This is a genomic window from Xanthomonas sp. NCPPB 2864, assembly GCF_056675615.1.
On record NZ_JBWWVS010000001.1, the window covers coordinates 994,450 to 1,008,646 of the forward strand.

The 14,197-nt window shown below is 66.4% G+C and carries 14 protein-coding genes; 5 read left to right on the forward strand and 9 right to left on the reverse strand.

All coding sequences use genetic code 11. The features are described from left to right. Positions 1–136 precede the first annotated feature (136 nt). Entirely contained in the window at positions 137–625 is a 489-nt protein-coding gene (locus AC1KVE_RS04140; protein ID WP_481091873.1) for a pyridoxamine 5'-phosphate oxidase family protein, read from the forward strand. Between the two features lie 176 nt (positions 626–801). Further along, the gene (locus AC1KVE_RS04145; protein ID WP_481091872.1) at positions 802–1,092 is read left to right on the forward strand and encodes a hypothetical protein; all 291 of its coding nucleotides are present in this window, start codon (positions 802–804) and stop codon (positions 1,090–1,092) included. Positions 1,093–1,101: 9 nt separating this feature from the next. Here the strand turns inward: AC1KVE_RS04145 and eutC are convergent, their stop codons facing one another. The 6 genes from eutC to yidD all read right to left on the reverse strand — a co-directional run bounded on the left by eutC (position 1,102) and on the right by yidD (position 7,400). Continuing rightward, positions 1,102–1,953 (reverse strand): ethanolamine ammonia-lyase subunit EutC, encoded by an 852-nt coding sequence (gene eutC / locus AC1KVE_RS04150; RefSeq protein ID WP_481091871.1) that lies wholly within the window; start codon positions 1,951–1,953, stop codon positions 1,102–1,104. After that, positions 1,950–3,359: an ethanolamine ammonia-lyase subunit EutB gene (locus AC1KVE_RS04155; RefSeq protein ID WP_039521883.1), complete on the reverse strand. Its 1,410-nt coding sequence runs from the start codon at positions 3,357–3,359 to the stop codon at positions 1,950–1,952. The genes eutC and AC1KVE_RS04155 overlap by 4 nt, the downstream gene beginning before the upstream one ends. Continuing rightward, positions 3,356–4,720 (reverse strand): ethanolamine permease, encoded by a 1,365-nt coding sequence (gene eat / locus AC1KVE_RS04160; protein ID WP_184613778.1) that lies wholly within the window; start codon positions 4,718–4,720, stop codon positions 3,356–3,358. The genes AC1KVE_RS04155 and eat overlap by 4 nt, the downstream gene beginning before the upstream one ends. A 207-nt stretch (positions 4,721–4,927) precedes the next feature. Next, the gene (locus tag AC1KVE_RS04165; RefSeq protein ID WP_024940404.1) at positions 4,928–5,767 is read right to left on the reverse strand and encodes a M23 family metallopeptidase; all 840 of its coding nucleotides are present in this window, start codon (positions 5,765–5,767) and stop codon (positions 4,928–4,930) included. Continuing rightward, entirely contained in the window at positions 5,767–7,116 is a 1,350-nt protein-coding gene (locus tag AC1KVE_RS04170; protein WP_481091870.1) for a dihydroorotase, read from the reverse strand. Before AC1KVE_RS04170 ends, AC1KVE_RS04165 begins: the two co-directional genes overlap by 1 nt. Further along, positions 7,113–7,400 carry a membrane protein insertion efficiency factor YidD gene (gene yidD / locus AC1KVE_RS04175; RefSeq protein ID WP_046343020.1) on the reverse strand — a complete coding sequence of 96 codons (288 nt, stop codon included), beginning with the start codon at positions 7,398–7,400 and terminating at the stop codon, positions 7,113–7,115. Before yidD ends, AC1KVE_RS04170 begins: the two co-directional genes overlap by 4 nt. Positions 7,401–7,490: 90 nt before the next feature. Here yidD and dksA point away from each other — a divergent pair, with 90 nt between their 5' ends. Further along, positions 7,491–8,534, forward strand: a complete 1,044-nt coding sequence (gene dksA, locus AC1KVE_RS04180; RefSeq protein ID WP_481091869.1) for an RNA polymerase-binding protein DksA — start codon at positions 7,491–7,493, stop codon at positions 8,532–8,534. 197 nt (positions 8,535–8,731) lie between these two features. Here dksA and AC1KVE_RS04185 read toward each other — a convergent pair whose 3' ends face one another. The 3 genes from AC1KVE_RS04185 to cysS form a co-directional block, all read right to left on the reverse strand. Beyond that, entirely contained in the window at positions 8,732–9,982 is a 1,251-nt protein-coding gene (locus AC1KVE_RS04185; protein ID WP_481091868.1) for an MFS transporter, read from the reverse strand. Next, positions 9,979–10,416, reverse strand: a complete 438-nt coding sequence (locus AC1KVE_RS04190) for a SufE family protein (protein ID WP_481091867.1) — start codon at positions 10,414–10,416, stop codon at positions 9,979–9,981. Before AC1KVE_RS04190 ends, AC1KVE_RS04185 begins: the two co-directional genes overlap by 4 nt. A 297-nt stretch (positions 10,417–10,713) precedes the next feature. Then, positions 10,714–12,138 (reverse strand): cysteine--tRNA ligase, encoded by a 1,425-nt coding sequence (cysS, locus tag AC1KVE_RS04195; protein WP_481091866.1) that lies wholly within the window; start codon positions 12,136–12,138, stop codon positions 10,714–10,716. A gap of 186 nt (positions 12,139–12,324) precedes the next feature. Between cysS and AC1KVE_RS04200 the strand changes: the two genes are divergently transcribed. Then, entirely contained in the window at positions 12,325–12,822 is a 498-nt protein-coding gene (locus tag AC1KVE_RS04200) for a glycine zipper 2TM domain-containing protein (protein ID WP_024940007.1), read from the forward strand. Positions 12,823–13,134: 312 nt separating this feature from the next. Next, the gene (locus tag AC1KVE_RS04205; RefSeq protein WP_481091865.1) at positions 13,135–14,160 is read left to right on the forward strand and encodes an N-acetylornithine carbamoyltransferase; all 1,026 of its coding nucleotides are present in this window, start codon (positions 13,135–13,137) and stop codon (positions 14,158–14,160) included. Positions 14,161–14,197: the final 37 nt, after the last annotated feature.

The window sequence follows — 14,197 nt, forward strand, 5'->3', positions numbered from 1 at the left end:
ATGCAGGTGCACCATTTCACCGGAGGCGATCGCGTTGCCGCCATGTGCAGGCAGGAGTGCGCATCGTCACATGCCGTGGGCGGGGAGACTTCCAGACTGAGTCACCCGCGTAGACACGCGCATGTGAGACATCGAGATGGCAGACCCCAAAGAGCTGCAGGAAAAATTCTGGAAAGCCCTGAAATCCGATCGCACCGTGATGCTGGGCCTGGATGGCGTGGAAGACGGGCATGCCCGCCCGATGACCGCGCAGATCGAAGGCGATAGCGGTGGTCCGATCTGGTTCTTCACCTCCAAGGACAATGCGTTGATTGCCATGCTGGGACAAGGCCGCCGCGTCATCGGCGCCTTCAGCAGCAAGGGGCATGACCTGTTCGCCAGCATCAGCGGCTCGTTGCGCGAAGACACTGACCCGGCTGTGGTCGAGCGCCTGTGGAACCCGCATGTGGCTGCCTGGTACGAAGGCGGCAAGGACGATCCCAAGCTGGCGCTGCTGCGTCTGGACACCGATCACGCGCAGATCTGGCTCAACGGTTCCAGCCTGTTGGCCGGTATCAAGGTGTTGTTCGGCGTTGACCCGAAAAAGGATTACCAGGACAAGGTGGCGGACGTTCCGATGAGCTGAGGCCTGCTGCACGCCTGCACGATCTTCGCGATGGTGCACGGTTCTAATTTCGGTCCTGTCGCTTGCGCAAGCGCCGATCCAGTCGTGAGGCTGGATCGGCGTTGTCAGCCTGGATTGCAGACAAGAACGTTCATGGCACTGCGCGTTCACGCGCTGCCTGCCAAAGGAGAAACAAGATGCAACAGATCGAAATCGGCCAGATGGTGTTTCTGCGCGACGGCGAAGTCGGCGTCGGTGTCGTCCGCGAGGTGCGCAAGGATGGCGCCGAGCTGGTCATCAATATCGAAAACGGGGGCGACTTCGTGCTGCCTGCGTCGGTGGTGCGTGATGTGCATTCCGGCAAGGTGATGCTGGATGTCGCGCAACTGCCCGAAGAGGTACGTAATGCCTTGCGCCATCCGCACGACAACGAGTTGCCAACCAGCACCTATGCGGCCAGCGATCCGCACGATGGCGCGCTTACCTAAGTAGGTCGCCTAGCCGCACCCAGCTTCAGCGTCTGGTGGCGCGCCATCAGGAAGCAGAAACGTCCGCGGCGCGGCATCGGACGGGCCCGCTGACGGCAGCGCCGGTTGCTCGGCCTCGTCCTTGAGCTGCACGCCGGACAGCTTGCGCCGAAACGATTCGCGCAGCAGGTACGCAAGCTTATGCGTGGCTTCGGCGTAACTCAGTCCTTCGGCGCGGATATTGGAGATGCAATTGCGCGCCGCGTCAGTCAGGCCAACACGTGGGGTATAGGTCAGATACAGGCCCAGGCTGTCGGGCGAGCTCAGCCCCGGCCGCTCGCCGATCAACACGATCACCAGACGCGCCTTGAGCAGTTCGCCGACCTCGTCGCCGATGGCGACGCGGCCTTGCGCGATCAACGCCGCCGGCGCCAACGACCAGCCTTCGTGTGCGGCCAGCGCGTCGATATGCTCCAGCATCTGCGCTGCGTGTCGATGCACCGCCAATGCAGAGAGTCCGTCGGCGACCACCACCGCGATATCGCGCCCGCCGCCGTGGACCGCAGTCAGGCCACGCAGGTGCGCGGCCGCATCCTCGCCCAGGCGCCGGCCCAGATCCGGACGTTGCAGATAGGTGTGCCGGTCCACCGCCGCGCTGTGCAGCAGAATGCTGTCCCGCCCGCGCTGTTGCAGCGCTGCCTGCAGCGGCTGTGGGTCGAATGCCAGATGCACCGCATCGCGCGCCTGCGCATGCGCAAGCTGGAAATCCAGGTGCGCCGCGGTGGGCAGGCTGGTGCCGACGCGCCCCAGCGCAATGCGCGCCGGTGTGAGTTGACGCAGCTGCGCCCAGGCATCGCGCGGAGGAGTGGTGGGGCTGCTCATTGCACGCTGCCGGCGTTCAATTGCTCCAGCGCACGCCGGAACGGTGCGGGAAGCTCGCTACCGAGTTCGAAGCGGCCATCGCGCAGGCGCAGGATGCCTTGCTGTTCCAGCCAGTGTTCGAACTCGGGCGCAGCGCGCAGCCCGAGCGCCTGGCGCGCATACAGCGCATCGTGGAACGAGGTGGTCTGGTAGTTGAGCATCACATCGTCGGAGCCGGGAATGCCCATGATGAAGTTGATGCCGGCGGTGCCGAGCAGGGTTAGCAGCACGTCCATGTCGTCCTGGTCGGCTTCGGCATGATTGGTGTAGCAGATGTCGCAGCCCATCGGCACGCCCAGCAGCTTGCCGCAGAAGTGATCCTCCAGCCCGGCACGGATGATCTGCTTGCCGTCGTAGAGATATTCCGGGCCGATAAAGCCCACCACGGTGTTGACCAGCAGCGGCTTGAACTGCCGCGCCACGGCATAGGCACGTACCTCGCAGGTCTGCTGATCGACGCCATGATGCGCATTGGCCGACAACGCGCTGCCCTGGCCGGTCTCGAAATACATCACGTTGTCGCCGACGCTGCCGCGCCGCAGCGACACCCCGGCGTCATGGCCTTCCTGCAGCAGCGCCAAATTGATGCCGAAGCTGGCATTGGCCGCTTCGGTGCCGGCGATCGACTGGAACACCAGGTCCACCGGTACACCGCGGTTGATCGCGTCGATGGTGGTGGTGATGTGTGCCAGCACGCAGGACTGCGTGGGGATCTGGTAGCCGGTGATCACCGCATCGAGCATGCGCAGCAACGCGGTGGTGGCGGCCAGGCTGTCGCTGGCAGGATTGATGCCGATCACCGCATCGCCATTGCCGTATAGCAGGCCATCGAGCACGCTGGCGGCGATGCCGGTGGCATCGTCGGTAGGGTGGTTGGGCTGCAGGCGCGTGGACAGGCGGCCACGCAAGCCTAGCGTATTGCGAAAGCGCGTGACCACGCGCGTCTTCTGCGCGACCAGGATCAGGTCCTGCACGCGCATCAACTTCGAGACTGCCGCCACCATCTCCGGTGTCAGTCCGGGCGCCAGTGCGGCCAGTGCCGCTTCGTCGGCCTGCGCACTCAACAGCCAATCACGAAAGCCGCCGACGGTAAGATGCGCCACCGCAGCAAATGCGGCCGCATCGTGCTGGTCGACGATCAGGCGGGTGACCTCGTCCGATTCGTACGGCACCACCGCTTCATCGAGGAAGTGACGCAGCGGCAGGTCCGCCAGCGCCATCTGCGCGGCCACCCGCTGCAGCCCGGAGTCGGCGGCGAGCCCGGCCAGTTGGTCGCCCGAGCGCGGCGGCGTGGCCTTGGCCAGCAAGGTCTTGAGATCGGCAAACTGGAAGCGCTCGCCGCCAGCGGTAAACGCGAACCCGCTCATCTGGCACTGGCCGCAGGCGTGGCCTGGCTGCGCAAGCTCAGCACGCAACACAGCGCACCGAACAGCAGCAGGCCCACGAAGATCAGCGCCACGATCGGGTTGAACCAGACCATCGCCACCAGACACACCAGCGCCAGCAGCAGCGCGATTGCCGGTACCACCGGATAGCCCGGCGCGCGAAAGCTGCGCTCCAGCCCGGGTTCGGCGCGGCGCAGCTTGAACAGGCTGAGCATGCTCATCACATACATCACGATCGCGCCGAACACCGACATGGTGATCATCGCCGCGGTCAGCGACATGCCCTGGATCTTGACCACGCTGTCGCTGCAGATCGCTGCGATGCCGATCGCGCCGCCGGCAAGAATCGCGCGATGCGGCGTGCGAAAGCGCGACAGCCTGGCCAGCCCGTGCGGCAGGAACCCGGCACGCGCCAACGCGAAGAACTGCCGCGAATAGCCCAGGATGATGCCGTGGAAGCTGGCCACCAGGCCGAACAGGCCGATCCACACCAGCATATGCAGCCAGGTCGAGCTGTTGCCGACCACGGCCTTCATCGCCTGTGGCAACGGGTCGTTGATGTTGGAGAGCTGACGCCAGTCGCCGACCCCGCCCGCAAACACCATCACGCCCAGCGCTAGCACCACCAGGGTGAGGATACCGGCGATGTAGGCGCGCGGAATCGTGCGCTTGGGATCCTTGGCCTCTTCGGCCGCCATCGCCGCGCCCTCGATCGCCAGAAAGAACCAGATCGCAAACGGAATCGCGGCAAAGATGCCGGAAATGGCAGCCGGGCCGAACACATCGTTACCGGCCCAGCCATTGGCGGCAAAGCGCGCAACGCTGAAGCCCGGCGCCACCACGCCCATGAACACCAGCAGCTCGATCACCGCCAGCAAGGTCACGATCAGCTCGAAGGTGGCGGCGATCGCCACGCCGACGATGTTCAAGCCCATGAAGATCGCATACGCGCCGATCGCGGCGATGCGCGGGTCCAGGGTCGGGAACTGCACGTTGAGATAGGCGCCGATTGCCATCGCGATGGCCGGCGGCGCGAACACGAATTCGATCAGCGTGGCCAGGCCCGCCAGCATGCCGCCGTAGGTCCCGAATGCGCGCAGGCTATAGGCGAACGGCCCGCCCGCATTGGGGATGGCGGTGGTCAGCTCAGTAAAGCTGAAGATGAAGCAGGTGTACATCACCGCGACCAGCAGCGTGGTCACCAGAAAACCCAGCGTGCCGGCGGTGCCCCAGCCGTAGCTCCAGCCGAAATATTCGCCGGAGATCACCAGACCCACGGCGATCCCCCACAGTTGCCAGGTGCCCAGGGTGGGTTTGAGTTGCTCGTTGCGCATGTTGCACATCTCCTGCGGTCGGGGGAGGGGAGATGACGCAGGTCCGGCGGCTAGGCACCGGACCGACGGCCAGTGACCGATCGTCCATCGTTGCCCGGTGACGATCGACGGTCGTCCCGGTTATACCCCAAAGCCCTGCGGCGAACACAAGCGCAACGGGTGGGTCGCAGACACCATGCCGCCGCGCCGGCCCTGCCGGCACACCGCGCGCGCTAGCTATTTGCTGCGCTCAAGCACCAGCAGCGGATCGATGCGTACATCGAACCAGTTCATCCCCCAATGCAGATGCGGCCCGGTCGCGCGCCCGGTGGCACCGACTGCCGCAATCACCTGGCCTTGCTCCACGCGGTCGCCCACCTTCACGTCGATGCGCGACAGGTGCAGAAAATTCGAGCTCACCCCGAAGCCATGGTCCAGCAACACGGTGCCGCCGGTCAGATACAGGTCCGGCGCGGCAAAGGTCACCACGCCGGCAGCCGGTGCCTTGACCGGCGTGCCGGTGGGCACGGCGATGTCCATGCCCGAGTGGCCGGCACCGGGCTGGCCGTTGTAGACGCGCGCATTGCCGAAGCGCCCGCTGATGCGGCCCTGCACGGGCCAGATGAAGGCCTGGGCGAAATCGGTGCGGGCATCGTCGCGGTCGCGCGCGGCGGTGACCTGCGCCTGCTCGCGCTTGATCCGCTCGGCGATCGCCGCAGGCGGATTGACCGTCTTGGGCGGCACGCCGTTGACGCGCTCCACCGGCCAGTCGCGCGGCGTCACCGCAATGCTGGCGGTCTGTTTGCTGCCATCGGGGCGGGTGATCTGCACCTGCAACGGGCCTGTGGCGTCGCGGCCGATGCCGAACACCACGCTGCCATAGCCGCTGACCCGCAAGCTGCGGCCGGCGTACTGCACCTGGCTGCCCGCCGGCACCTTGCCGATCACCAGCGCGCCCTGCGAAGCGCTTTGCGGAAATACCACCTCCGCGGCGTCGGCGGACTGCGCAGCGACGCTGCCGGCAGCGAGCGAGAGCGGCGCCAGCGCAAGCCAGGCGCCAACCATGGCTGCGCGCATCAGCGGTCGAAGGTCAGGCGCTGACCGGCGGCAGCGCCAATCAATTGTTCGCCATCCCACACCTGCTGGCCGTTGACCCAGGTCGCGGCGATACGCGAACGGAACGTGGTGCCTTCGAACGGCGACCAGCCGCACTTGGACAGCACCTGCTCGCGCTTCACGGTGAACGGGGTGTTGTCGATCATCACCAGGTCGGCGAAATAGCCTTCGCGCAGGAAGCCACGCTCTTCCACATCGAACAGCTGCGCCGGCGCATGCGCGAACTTCTGCACGATGCGGGTGATCGGCAGCTTGCCCTCGTGCACCAGCTCCAGCGCGGCGACCAGCGCGTACTGCACCAGCGGCAGGCCGGAGGGCGCCTGTGCGTAGGGCTTCTGCTTTTCTTCCCAGGTATGCGGGGCGTGGTCGGTGGCGAGCACGTCGATGACGTCCTCGGCCAGCGCCTGGATCAACGCCAGGCGGTCGTCGGCGTCCTTGATCGCGGGGTTGCACTTGATCAGGTTGCCCAGCCGCGCGTAATCGCTGCGGTCGAAGCGCAGGAAGTGGATGCAGGTCTCGGCGGTGATGCGCTTGCGCAGCTTGCCGTCGGCATCGACCAGCGGGCCGGCTTCGAACAGCGCCAGCTCGTCGGCGGTGGAGATATGCAGCACGTGCAGGCGGGTGTTGTGCTTGCGCGCCAGCGACACCGCCAGCAGCGAGGACTTCAGGCAAGCCTCGCGTGAGCGGATGTCCGGATGCATCTCCGGGGTCAACGCGTCGCCGTACTTTTCCTTGTACTGGGCCAGCGTCGCATCGATGGTGGGAGTGTCTTCGCAGTGGGTGATGATCGGCGTCGGCGCGTCGCGGAAGATCGCGTCCAGCGTCTCGGGGTTGTCGACCAGCATGTTGCCGGTGGAGGCGCCCATGAATACCTTGATGCCCGGGGCGGTCTTCGGGTCCAGCGTCCGGATCGCGGCCAGATTGTCGTTGCTGGCGCCCATGTAGAAGCCGTAGTTAGCCCAGGCGCGCCCGGCCGCCGCGTCGTACTTGGCCTGCAGTGCGGCCGCGTCCAGGGTCGGCGGATTGGTGTTGGGCATGTCCATGAAGCTGGTCAGGCCACCGGCCACTGCGGCGCCGGATTCGGTCGCGATATCGCCCTTGTGGGTCAGGCCGGGCTCGCGGAAGTGCACCTGGTCGTCGATCATGCCCGGCAGCACCCAGCGTCCGGCCGCGTCCACCACGGTGTCGCCTGCGGCTGGGGCGATCTTGCTGGCGATCTTGGCGATGCGGCCGGCTTCGATCAGCAGATCGGCGTCGAATTCCTTGCCTTCATTGACCAGGCGGGCGTTGACGATGAGGGTTCGGCTCATGGATGAGGTCCTTTGCAACTGCAGGAAGGGGAAGCGGGCGAGGACGCGGGCGCGTCGGGGACGGGATCGAACCCGCCCGGATGAAAGGGATGGCAGCGGCCAAGCCGGCGTGCGGCCAGCCAGCAACCGCGCAGCGGGCCGAAGCGGCCGATCGCGGTCATCGCATATTCCGAGCAACTGGGCGCGAAACGGCAGCGCGGCCCCAGCAGGGGGCTGATGAACCGCTTGTAGAAGCGCAGCAGCGCGATGAGCAGGCGTGAGATCACTTGCCAATGATATGCCACTTGGATTAATACGTGGTTGCCGGGGGTCCGTGGGGTAAGCTATAAAGGCCCGCTTTCCCGGGCCCCGGGGGAACCAAGGATGAGCGTTTCGTGGCTGCTAAAAAACCTGCAAAAAAGGCCGTAGAGGCCGCCAAGAAGTCCGCCAAACCCGTTGCGAAGAAGGCAGCGGCGCCTGCCGCTGCAAAACCGGCCGCCAAGCAGGTCAAGCCAGCTGCCAAGCAAGCGGTTGCCAAGAAGGCAGCTGCGAGCAAGACCGCGGCCAAGCCGGCGCCGGTCGCCAAGACCGCAGCGTCCAAACCCGCGGCCGCCAAACCTGTAAAATCTTCTGTCGCCAAGCGTGCTGCCAAGCCGGCGGCGAACAAGGCAGCTCCGGCTGCCGCCAAACCGGCCGCCAAGCCGGTGGCGCCCAAGTCCGTACCGAAGCCGGCTACCAAGTCGACTCCGGCCAAGTCAGTCCCGGTCAAGGCTGAAAAGCCCGCGCCCGCACCGGCCCCCAAGGCCGCCCCTGCGAAGCCGGCAAAGCCTGCGACCCCGTCACTCAAGAATCCCGTGCCCGTTTCGAAATCTTCAGCAAAAACGCCAACCAAAACCGAAGCCCCCGCCAAGCCCGCCGCGACCCGTCCGGTCGGCAAGGTGGCCGTGGCCGTGACCTCCAAGCCGTCCAGCCCGACCCCCAAGACCAAGTACAAGGTGGTCGAGTACAAGACCGATGAGGCCACCGGTCGTCCGATCCTGCCGCAGGGCTACAAGCCTGCAGCCGATGAGGAGTACATGAGCAAGCTGCAGCAGGAGTACTTCCGTCAGCGTCTGCAGAGCTGGCGCAACGACCTGATCGAAGAGTCCAAGCAGACCATCGAAAACCTGCGCGAAGAAGTGCGCGACATCGGCGACGAAGCCGAGCGTGCAACGCGCGAGACCGAGAACTCGCTGGAGCTGCGCACCCGCGACCGTCACCGCAAGCTGATCGGCAAGATCGACAGCACGCTGAAGCGTCTGGAAGACGGCGACTACGGTTACTGCGTGGACACCGGCGAAGAGATCGGCCTGGACCGGCTGGAAGCGCGCCTGACCGCCGAACGCACCATCGACGCCCAGGAGCGTTGGGAGCACCTGCAGAAGCAGCAGGGCGACTGATCGTTCGACAAGGTCCAGGCCTTGTCCGTCGACTGAAAGACCCCGCCATGCGCGGGGTTTTTTATGCGCATCGTGCAAGCGCAACGGACGTTGCAGTGGTCGACACGCCTGGCGCGTGTCATGCGGCCAGGCAGGCATCGATCAGGTGATATCGATCAGACCTGCGGGCACCGTCGCAGACTTCACTGCCGCAGACCTCACTGCAGGTCGCGCAGATCCAGCTTGCGCAGCTTGGGCGCCTTCCACGCGGTGGTGGCGACCACGACCAGGGTCACGCAGCCGCCGATCACCACGGCCGGCACCAGGCCGACCAGGCGTGCCATCACGCCGTCGTAGAACGCACCCAGCTCGTTGGACGAGCCGATGAAGATGCCGTTGATCGACGACACCCGGCCGCGCATCGCATCGGGCGTGGCCAACTGCAGGATGGTCTGGCGCACCACCACCGACACCCCGTCGCACATGCCGTAGACCAGCAGGATCGCCGCCGACAGCCAGAAATGCCGCGACAGGCCGAACGCGATGGTGCACAGCCCGAAGCCGGCCACCGACAGCATCAGGATGCGCCCGGCATTGCGCTGCAGCGGGTGCCGCGCCAGCCACACGCCGACCACGATCGAGCCCAGTGCCGGGGCGCCGCGCAGGATGCCCAGCCCTTCCGGGCCGTAGTGCAGGATGTCGTGGATGAAGGCCGGCAGCATCGACACCGCGCCGCCCAGCAGCACCGAGAACATGTCCAGCGCCATCGCGCCCAGCATGATCTGGTTGGACAGTACGAACTGCGCGCCTTCGGCGATGCTGCGGAAGATCGGCGCACGCGGGCCTGCATTGACCGGCTCGCTGACACGCAGCAGCGCCAGCGCCAGGATCGCTACCAGCGCCACGCCGGCGGCCACGCCATAGGCCAGGCCCTTGCCGCCCCAGCCGACCAGCACGCCGCCCAGCGCCGGGCCGATCACCATGCCGGCCTGGAAGGTGACGCTACCGATGCTGGCGCCGCGCGCGAACGCCTCGCGCGGCAGCGCACGCGCGAACAGCGCGTTGTAGACCGGCGACAGGAACGAGCGCGCCGCACCGGTCAGCGCAATGGCCGCATAGATCGGCCACACGCCCTGCACCGGCAGCCAGCCATGGGTGATGGCCAACAGCAGCAACGCGGTGGCGACCAGGCCCAGCACCGCGACCATGCCGAGGCGTCGGCGCGGCAGATGATCGACCAGATAGCCGGCAAACGGCGCGATGCAGAAGAACGGCAGGATCTCCGCCAGGCCGATCAGCCCGAGCGAGAGCGGATTGCGGGTGATCTCGTAGATATGCCAGCCGACCGTGACCGCGACGATCTGGTACGACAGCATCGCCGCCACGCGATACAGCAGCACCAGGCCGAAGCCGGGGTGGGCGAGCAGCGTACGCAGCGAAGCGGCAGGCGAGGGCGTCGGCGTGCTCACTGCTGGGCGCGGGCGGTGTCGCGGATGAAAGCCAGCATTGCCGCCACGCCGTTGCTGCGGGTCGGCGACAGGTGCTTGGCCAGCCCGATGCCGGCGATGTAGTCCGGCTCGGTGGCCAGGATCTCCTGCGCGCTACGCCCGGAGTAAACGCGCAAGGCCAGATAGATCAGCCCGGAGACGATCGCCGAGTCGCTGACGGCGTGGAAGTCCAGCCGCTCGGCATTGCCCTCCGGCACGATCCACACCATCGACTGGCAGCCATGCAGGCGGTGTTCTTCGGTCTTCCACTGTTCGGGGAAGCTGGGCAGCTTGCGGCCCAGGTCGATCAGGTACTGGTAACGCTCGGACCAGTCGCCGAAGAAGGAAAATTCCTCGGCAATGGCGGCCTGTGCGTCGGCGGCGGTGGGTTCAAGCGGGAAGGGGGTGGTGGTCATCAAAAAATCCAGATTCGGTCGGTGGTAGCGCTGCCCGGCGACACCGCAATGGCGCCCCTCACGCGCCGGGGCGAGAAGGCGCGGTTTGCGCGCCATGGGCGCGCGTGCCTTGGAGCGCCCGCGCCGCCAGCGCGGGCGGGGCGCGGAGCAGGGGTTGGATGAGGGTACGGGCGAAGCCTCGCTGGAATTCGATGCGGGTGGCTTCGCCCATCTCAAAAAAAGCGATGCATGTGGATTCGCTCGCACCCTCATCCGCCCCTGCGGGGCACCTTCCCCCAAAGGGAGAAGGGAGGAGGGTCATGCGCGCTTCCAGCGCACGCCTTGCGGAGTGTCTTCCAGCACGATGCCTTCGTCGGCCAGCTGCGTGCGGATGGCGTCGGCGCGGGCGAAGTCCCTGGCTTTCTTGGCGGCATTGCGTTCTTCGACCAGCGCCGTGATGCGCGCATCGTCGCCGGCGTCGGTGCCGCGCGAGAACCAGGCGGCCGGGTCCTGCTGCAGCAAGCCCAGCGCCAGGCCTGCGCCGAGCAGCCGCGACTTCAGCCCGGACAGCGCGGCAACACCTGCCGATGCGTCGCTGCCCTGTGCGAGTTGGTTGCGCAGCGCGCGGGCCTCGGAGGCGACGCTGGCGATGACCGACAATGCAAGCGGGGTGTTGAGGTCGTCGTCGAGCGCGGCTTCCACCTCGTCGGGAATCGTGGCCGGCTGCGCGGGGGCGATCCCGGCAGCGTGTTCGGCCGCGGCCAGGTCGCGCAAGGTGCCGTACAGCCGGTCCAGCGTGTTCTTGGCCTGGTCGATCAGGCCATCGGACCAGTCCAGCGGCTGCCGGTAATGCGCGCTCAGCAGCGCGTAGCGCAACGCCTCGGGCGGGTGGCGGGCGATCAGGTCGTGCACGGTCTCGATGTTGCCCAGCGACTTGCTCATCTTGGCGCCGCTGAAATTGAGCATGCCGTTGTGCAGCCAGAACCGCGCAAAGGTCGCCCCGCCATGCGCGCATTCGCTCTGCGCGATCTCGTTCTCGTGATGCGGGAACTGCAGGTCCACGCCGCCGGCATGGATGTCGATGGTCGGGCCCAGGTGCGCGGCAGCCATCGCCGAGCATTCGATATGCCAGCCCGGGCGGCCGCGGCCCCAGGGCGAGTCCCAGCCGGGCAGCTCGTCGCTGGAGGGCTTCCACAGCACGAAGTCGCCGGGGTCGCGCTTGTACGGCGCCACGTCCACGCGCGCGCCGGCCAGCATCTCGTCCGGATCGCGGCGCGAGAGCTTGCCGTAGTGCGCAAAGCTGGCCACCGCGAACAGCACATGGCCTTCGGCGGCATAGGCATGTCCGTTGGCAATCAGCTGCTCGATCATCGCCACGATCTGCGGGATATGCGCGGTCGCTTCCGGTTCGATGTCCGGCGGCTGCACGCCGAGCGCGGCCATGTCCTGGCGGTAGATCGCGGCGAAGCGGTCGGTGATGGTCGAGATCGGCACGCCCTGCGCTTGCGCGGCGGCGTTGATCTTGTCGTCCACGTCGGTGATGTTGCGCGCGTAGCGCAACGCGCCATAGCGCCGGCGCAGCAGGGCGGCCAGCACATCGAACACGACCGGGCCGCGGGCGTTGCCGATATGCGCGTAGTTGTAGACGGTGGGGCCGCACACATACAGGGTGGGGCTGGACGGATCGAGCGGTGCGAACGGCTCGACCCGCCGCGTCAGGTTGTTGTGCAGGCGCAGGCTCATCGGCATCTGAAAAAGGATAACCGGGCGATTCTAGCCGGTCGCGGCGATGTGGCGAACCAACCGCACGCGCGCAGCAGCGCCGGTGACCGGATGGGCTGCGTTCAGCCCAAGGGATCGCAAGCTCCATACACTTACGTATTGCCTGGCTGCGCCCTCCTGGTACTGATGCGACCTTCCCCGTTCTTCCTGCTGCTCTGTGTGTTCGCCTGGCAGGCATCGTCAGCGCACGCGGCGGAAACCGATCCCAAGAACCGGGTGGTGGTGATCGAGAACGTGAAGCTGGATTACGCGCAGGTGCTCAATGTCGAGCCGGTCTATCAGACCCTGCGTGCCACCCGCATGGAGGAACAGTGCGAGGCCGAGCAGGTCGCGCCGGTGGCAGCGGCACCGGTCGAGGACGAAGGCCGTATCAACCGGATGGTGGATTCGGTCAAGGAGATGTTCTCCCGTCGCCCCGAGCCGGCGTCCGTGCCGATGGCGGTGCCGCCGACCAGCACACGGCGCAACTGCCGGGTGGTGGAAGTGCCGCGCGAGTTCCGGCGGCCGATCGCCTTCGATGTGGATTACGTCTACAAGGGCACCAAGTACCGTTCGCGGCTGCCGGAAGACCCGGGCAACCGACTGCGCGTCCGCGTGTCGGTCACCCCCTACATCCCCGACGCCATCGTCGCGCCGCCGCGCTGAGCCGCGCGGCGGTTGCGCCGTGCCCGCATGCATGCGAGGATTCGCGCCCTATGTACGCAAACGCCTTTCAGCACGACACCAGCGCCGCCCGGATGGCCTCCGGCATGACCTCGCGTGCCCGCCGACCGGAATCCCACATTTTCGCTGGGTAACCGGAGCGTTTTGCTGTTCCGCCGTTGAAAACCCAGCCCGCAGGCTGGGTTTTTTCGTTTTGACGTCACAAAAGTTTCAACCGCAAGAAACGCGCATGTCGCGCACCCCGCCGCTCCTGGCGGACCACGCAGCAGAAGCACGCAGCACAAGGATCGATCGATGTCACTGAAGCACTTCTTGAACACCCAGGACTGGAGCCGCGCCGAACTGGACGCGCTGTTGACCCAGGCCGCGTTGTTCAAACGCAACAAGCTGGGAAGCGAGCTGAAGGGCAAGTCGGTCGCGCTGGTGTTCTTCAACCCGTCCATGCGCACCCGCACCAGCTTCGAGCTGGGCGCGTTCCAGCTGGGCGGGCATGCGGTGGTGCTGCAGCCGGGCAAGGACGCCTGGCCGATCGAGTTCAATCTGGGCACGGTGATGGATGGCGACACCGAGGAGCACATCGCCGAAGTGGCGCGGGTGCTGGGCCGTTACGTCGACCTGATCGGCGTGCGCGCGTTCCCGAAGTTCGTCGACTGGTCCAAGGACCGCGAGGACCAGGTGCTCAGGAGCTTTGCCAAGTATTCGCCGGTGCCGGTGATCAACATGGAGACCATCACCCACCCGTGCCAGGAGCTGGCGCACGCGATGGCGTTGCAGGAACACTTCGGCACCCAGGATCTGCGCGGCAAGAAGTACGTGCTGACCTGGACCTATCACCCCAAGCCGTTGAACACCGCGGTGGCCAATTCCGCGCTGACGATCGCCACCCGCATGGGCATGGACGTGACCCTGCTGTGCCCGACGCCTGACTACATCCTGGACCCGCGCTACATGGACTGGGCAGCGCAGAACGTGGCCGAAAGCGGCGGCTCGTTGCAGGTCAGCCACGACATCGACAGTGCCTACGCCGGTGCCGACGTGGTGTATGCCAAGAGCTGGGGCGCGTTGCCGTTCTTCGGCAACTGGGAGCCGGAAAAGCCGATCCGCGACCAGTACCAGCACTTCATCGTCGACGAACGCAAGATGGCGCTGACCAACAACGGCGTGTTCTCGCACTGCCTGCCGCTGCGTCGCAACGTCAAGGCCACCGACGCGGTGATGGATTCGCCCAACTGCATCGCCATCGATGAAGCCGAGAATCGCCTGCATGTGCAGAAGGCGATCATGGCTGCCCTGGTGGGCCAGGGCAGCCGGGATTCGTGATTGGGGATGTGGGATTCGCAACGGCGAACCCGGCTCC

Coding starts and splice junctions, on each gene's coding strand:
- AC1KVE_RS04140 (WP_481091873.1), top strand. CDS start 137: ATGGCAGACCCCAAAGAGCTGCAGGAAAAATTCTGGAAAGCCCTGAAA.
- AC1KVE_RS04145 (WP_481091872.1), top strand. CDS start 802: ATGCAACAGATCGAAATCGGCCAGATGGTGTTTCTGCGCGACGGCGAA.
- eutC (WP_481091871.1), bottom strand. CDS start 1,953: ATGAGCAGCCCCACCACTCCTCCGCGCGATGCCTGGGCGCAGCTGCGT.
- AC1KVE_RS04155 (WP_039521883.1), bottom strand. CDS start 3,359: ATGAGCGGGTTCGCGTTTACCGCTGGCGGCGAGCGCTTCCAGTTTGCC.
- eat (WP_184613778.1), bottom strand. CDS start 4,720: ATGTGCAACATGCGCAACGAGCAACTCAAACCCACCCTGGGCACCTGG.
- AC1KVE_RS04165 (WP_024940404.1), bottom strand. CDS start 5,767: ATGCGCGCAGCCATGGTTGGCGCCTGGCTTGCGCTGGCGCCGCTCTCG.
- AC1KVE_RS04170 (WP_481091870.1), bottom strand. CDS start 7,116: ATGAGCCGAACCCTCATCGTCAACGCCCGCCTGGTCAATGAAGGCAAG.
- AC1KVE_RS04190 (WP_481091867.1), bottom strand. CDS start 10,416: ATGACCACCACCCCCTTCCCGCTTGAACCCACCGCCGCCGACGCACAG.
- cysS (WP_481091866.1), bottom strand. CDS start 12,138: ATGAGCCTGCGCCTGCACAACAACCTGACGCGGCGGGTCGAGCCGTTC.
- AC1KVE_RS04205 (WP_481091865.1), top strand. CDS start 13,135: ATGTCACTGAAGCACTTCTTGAACACCCAGGACTGGAGCCGCGCCGAA.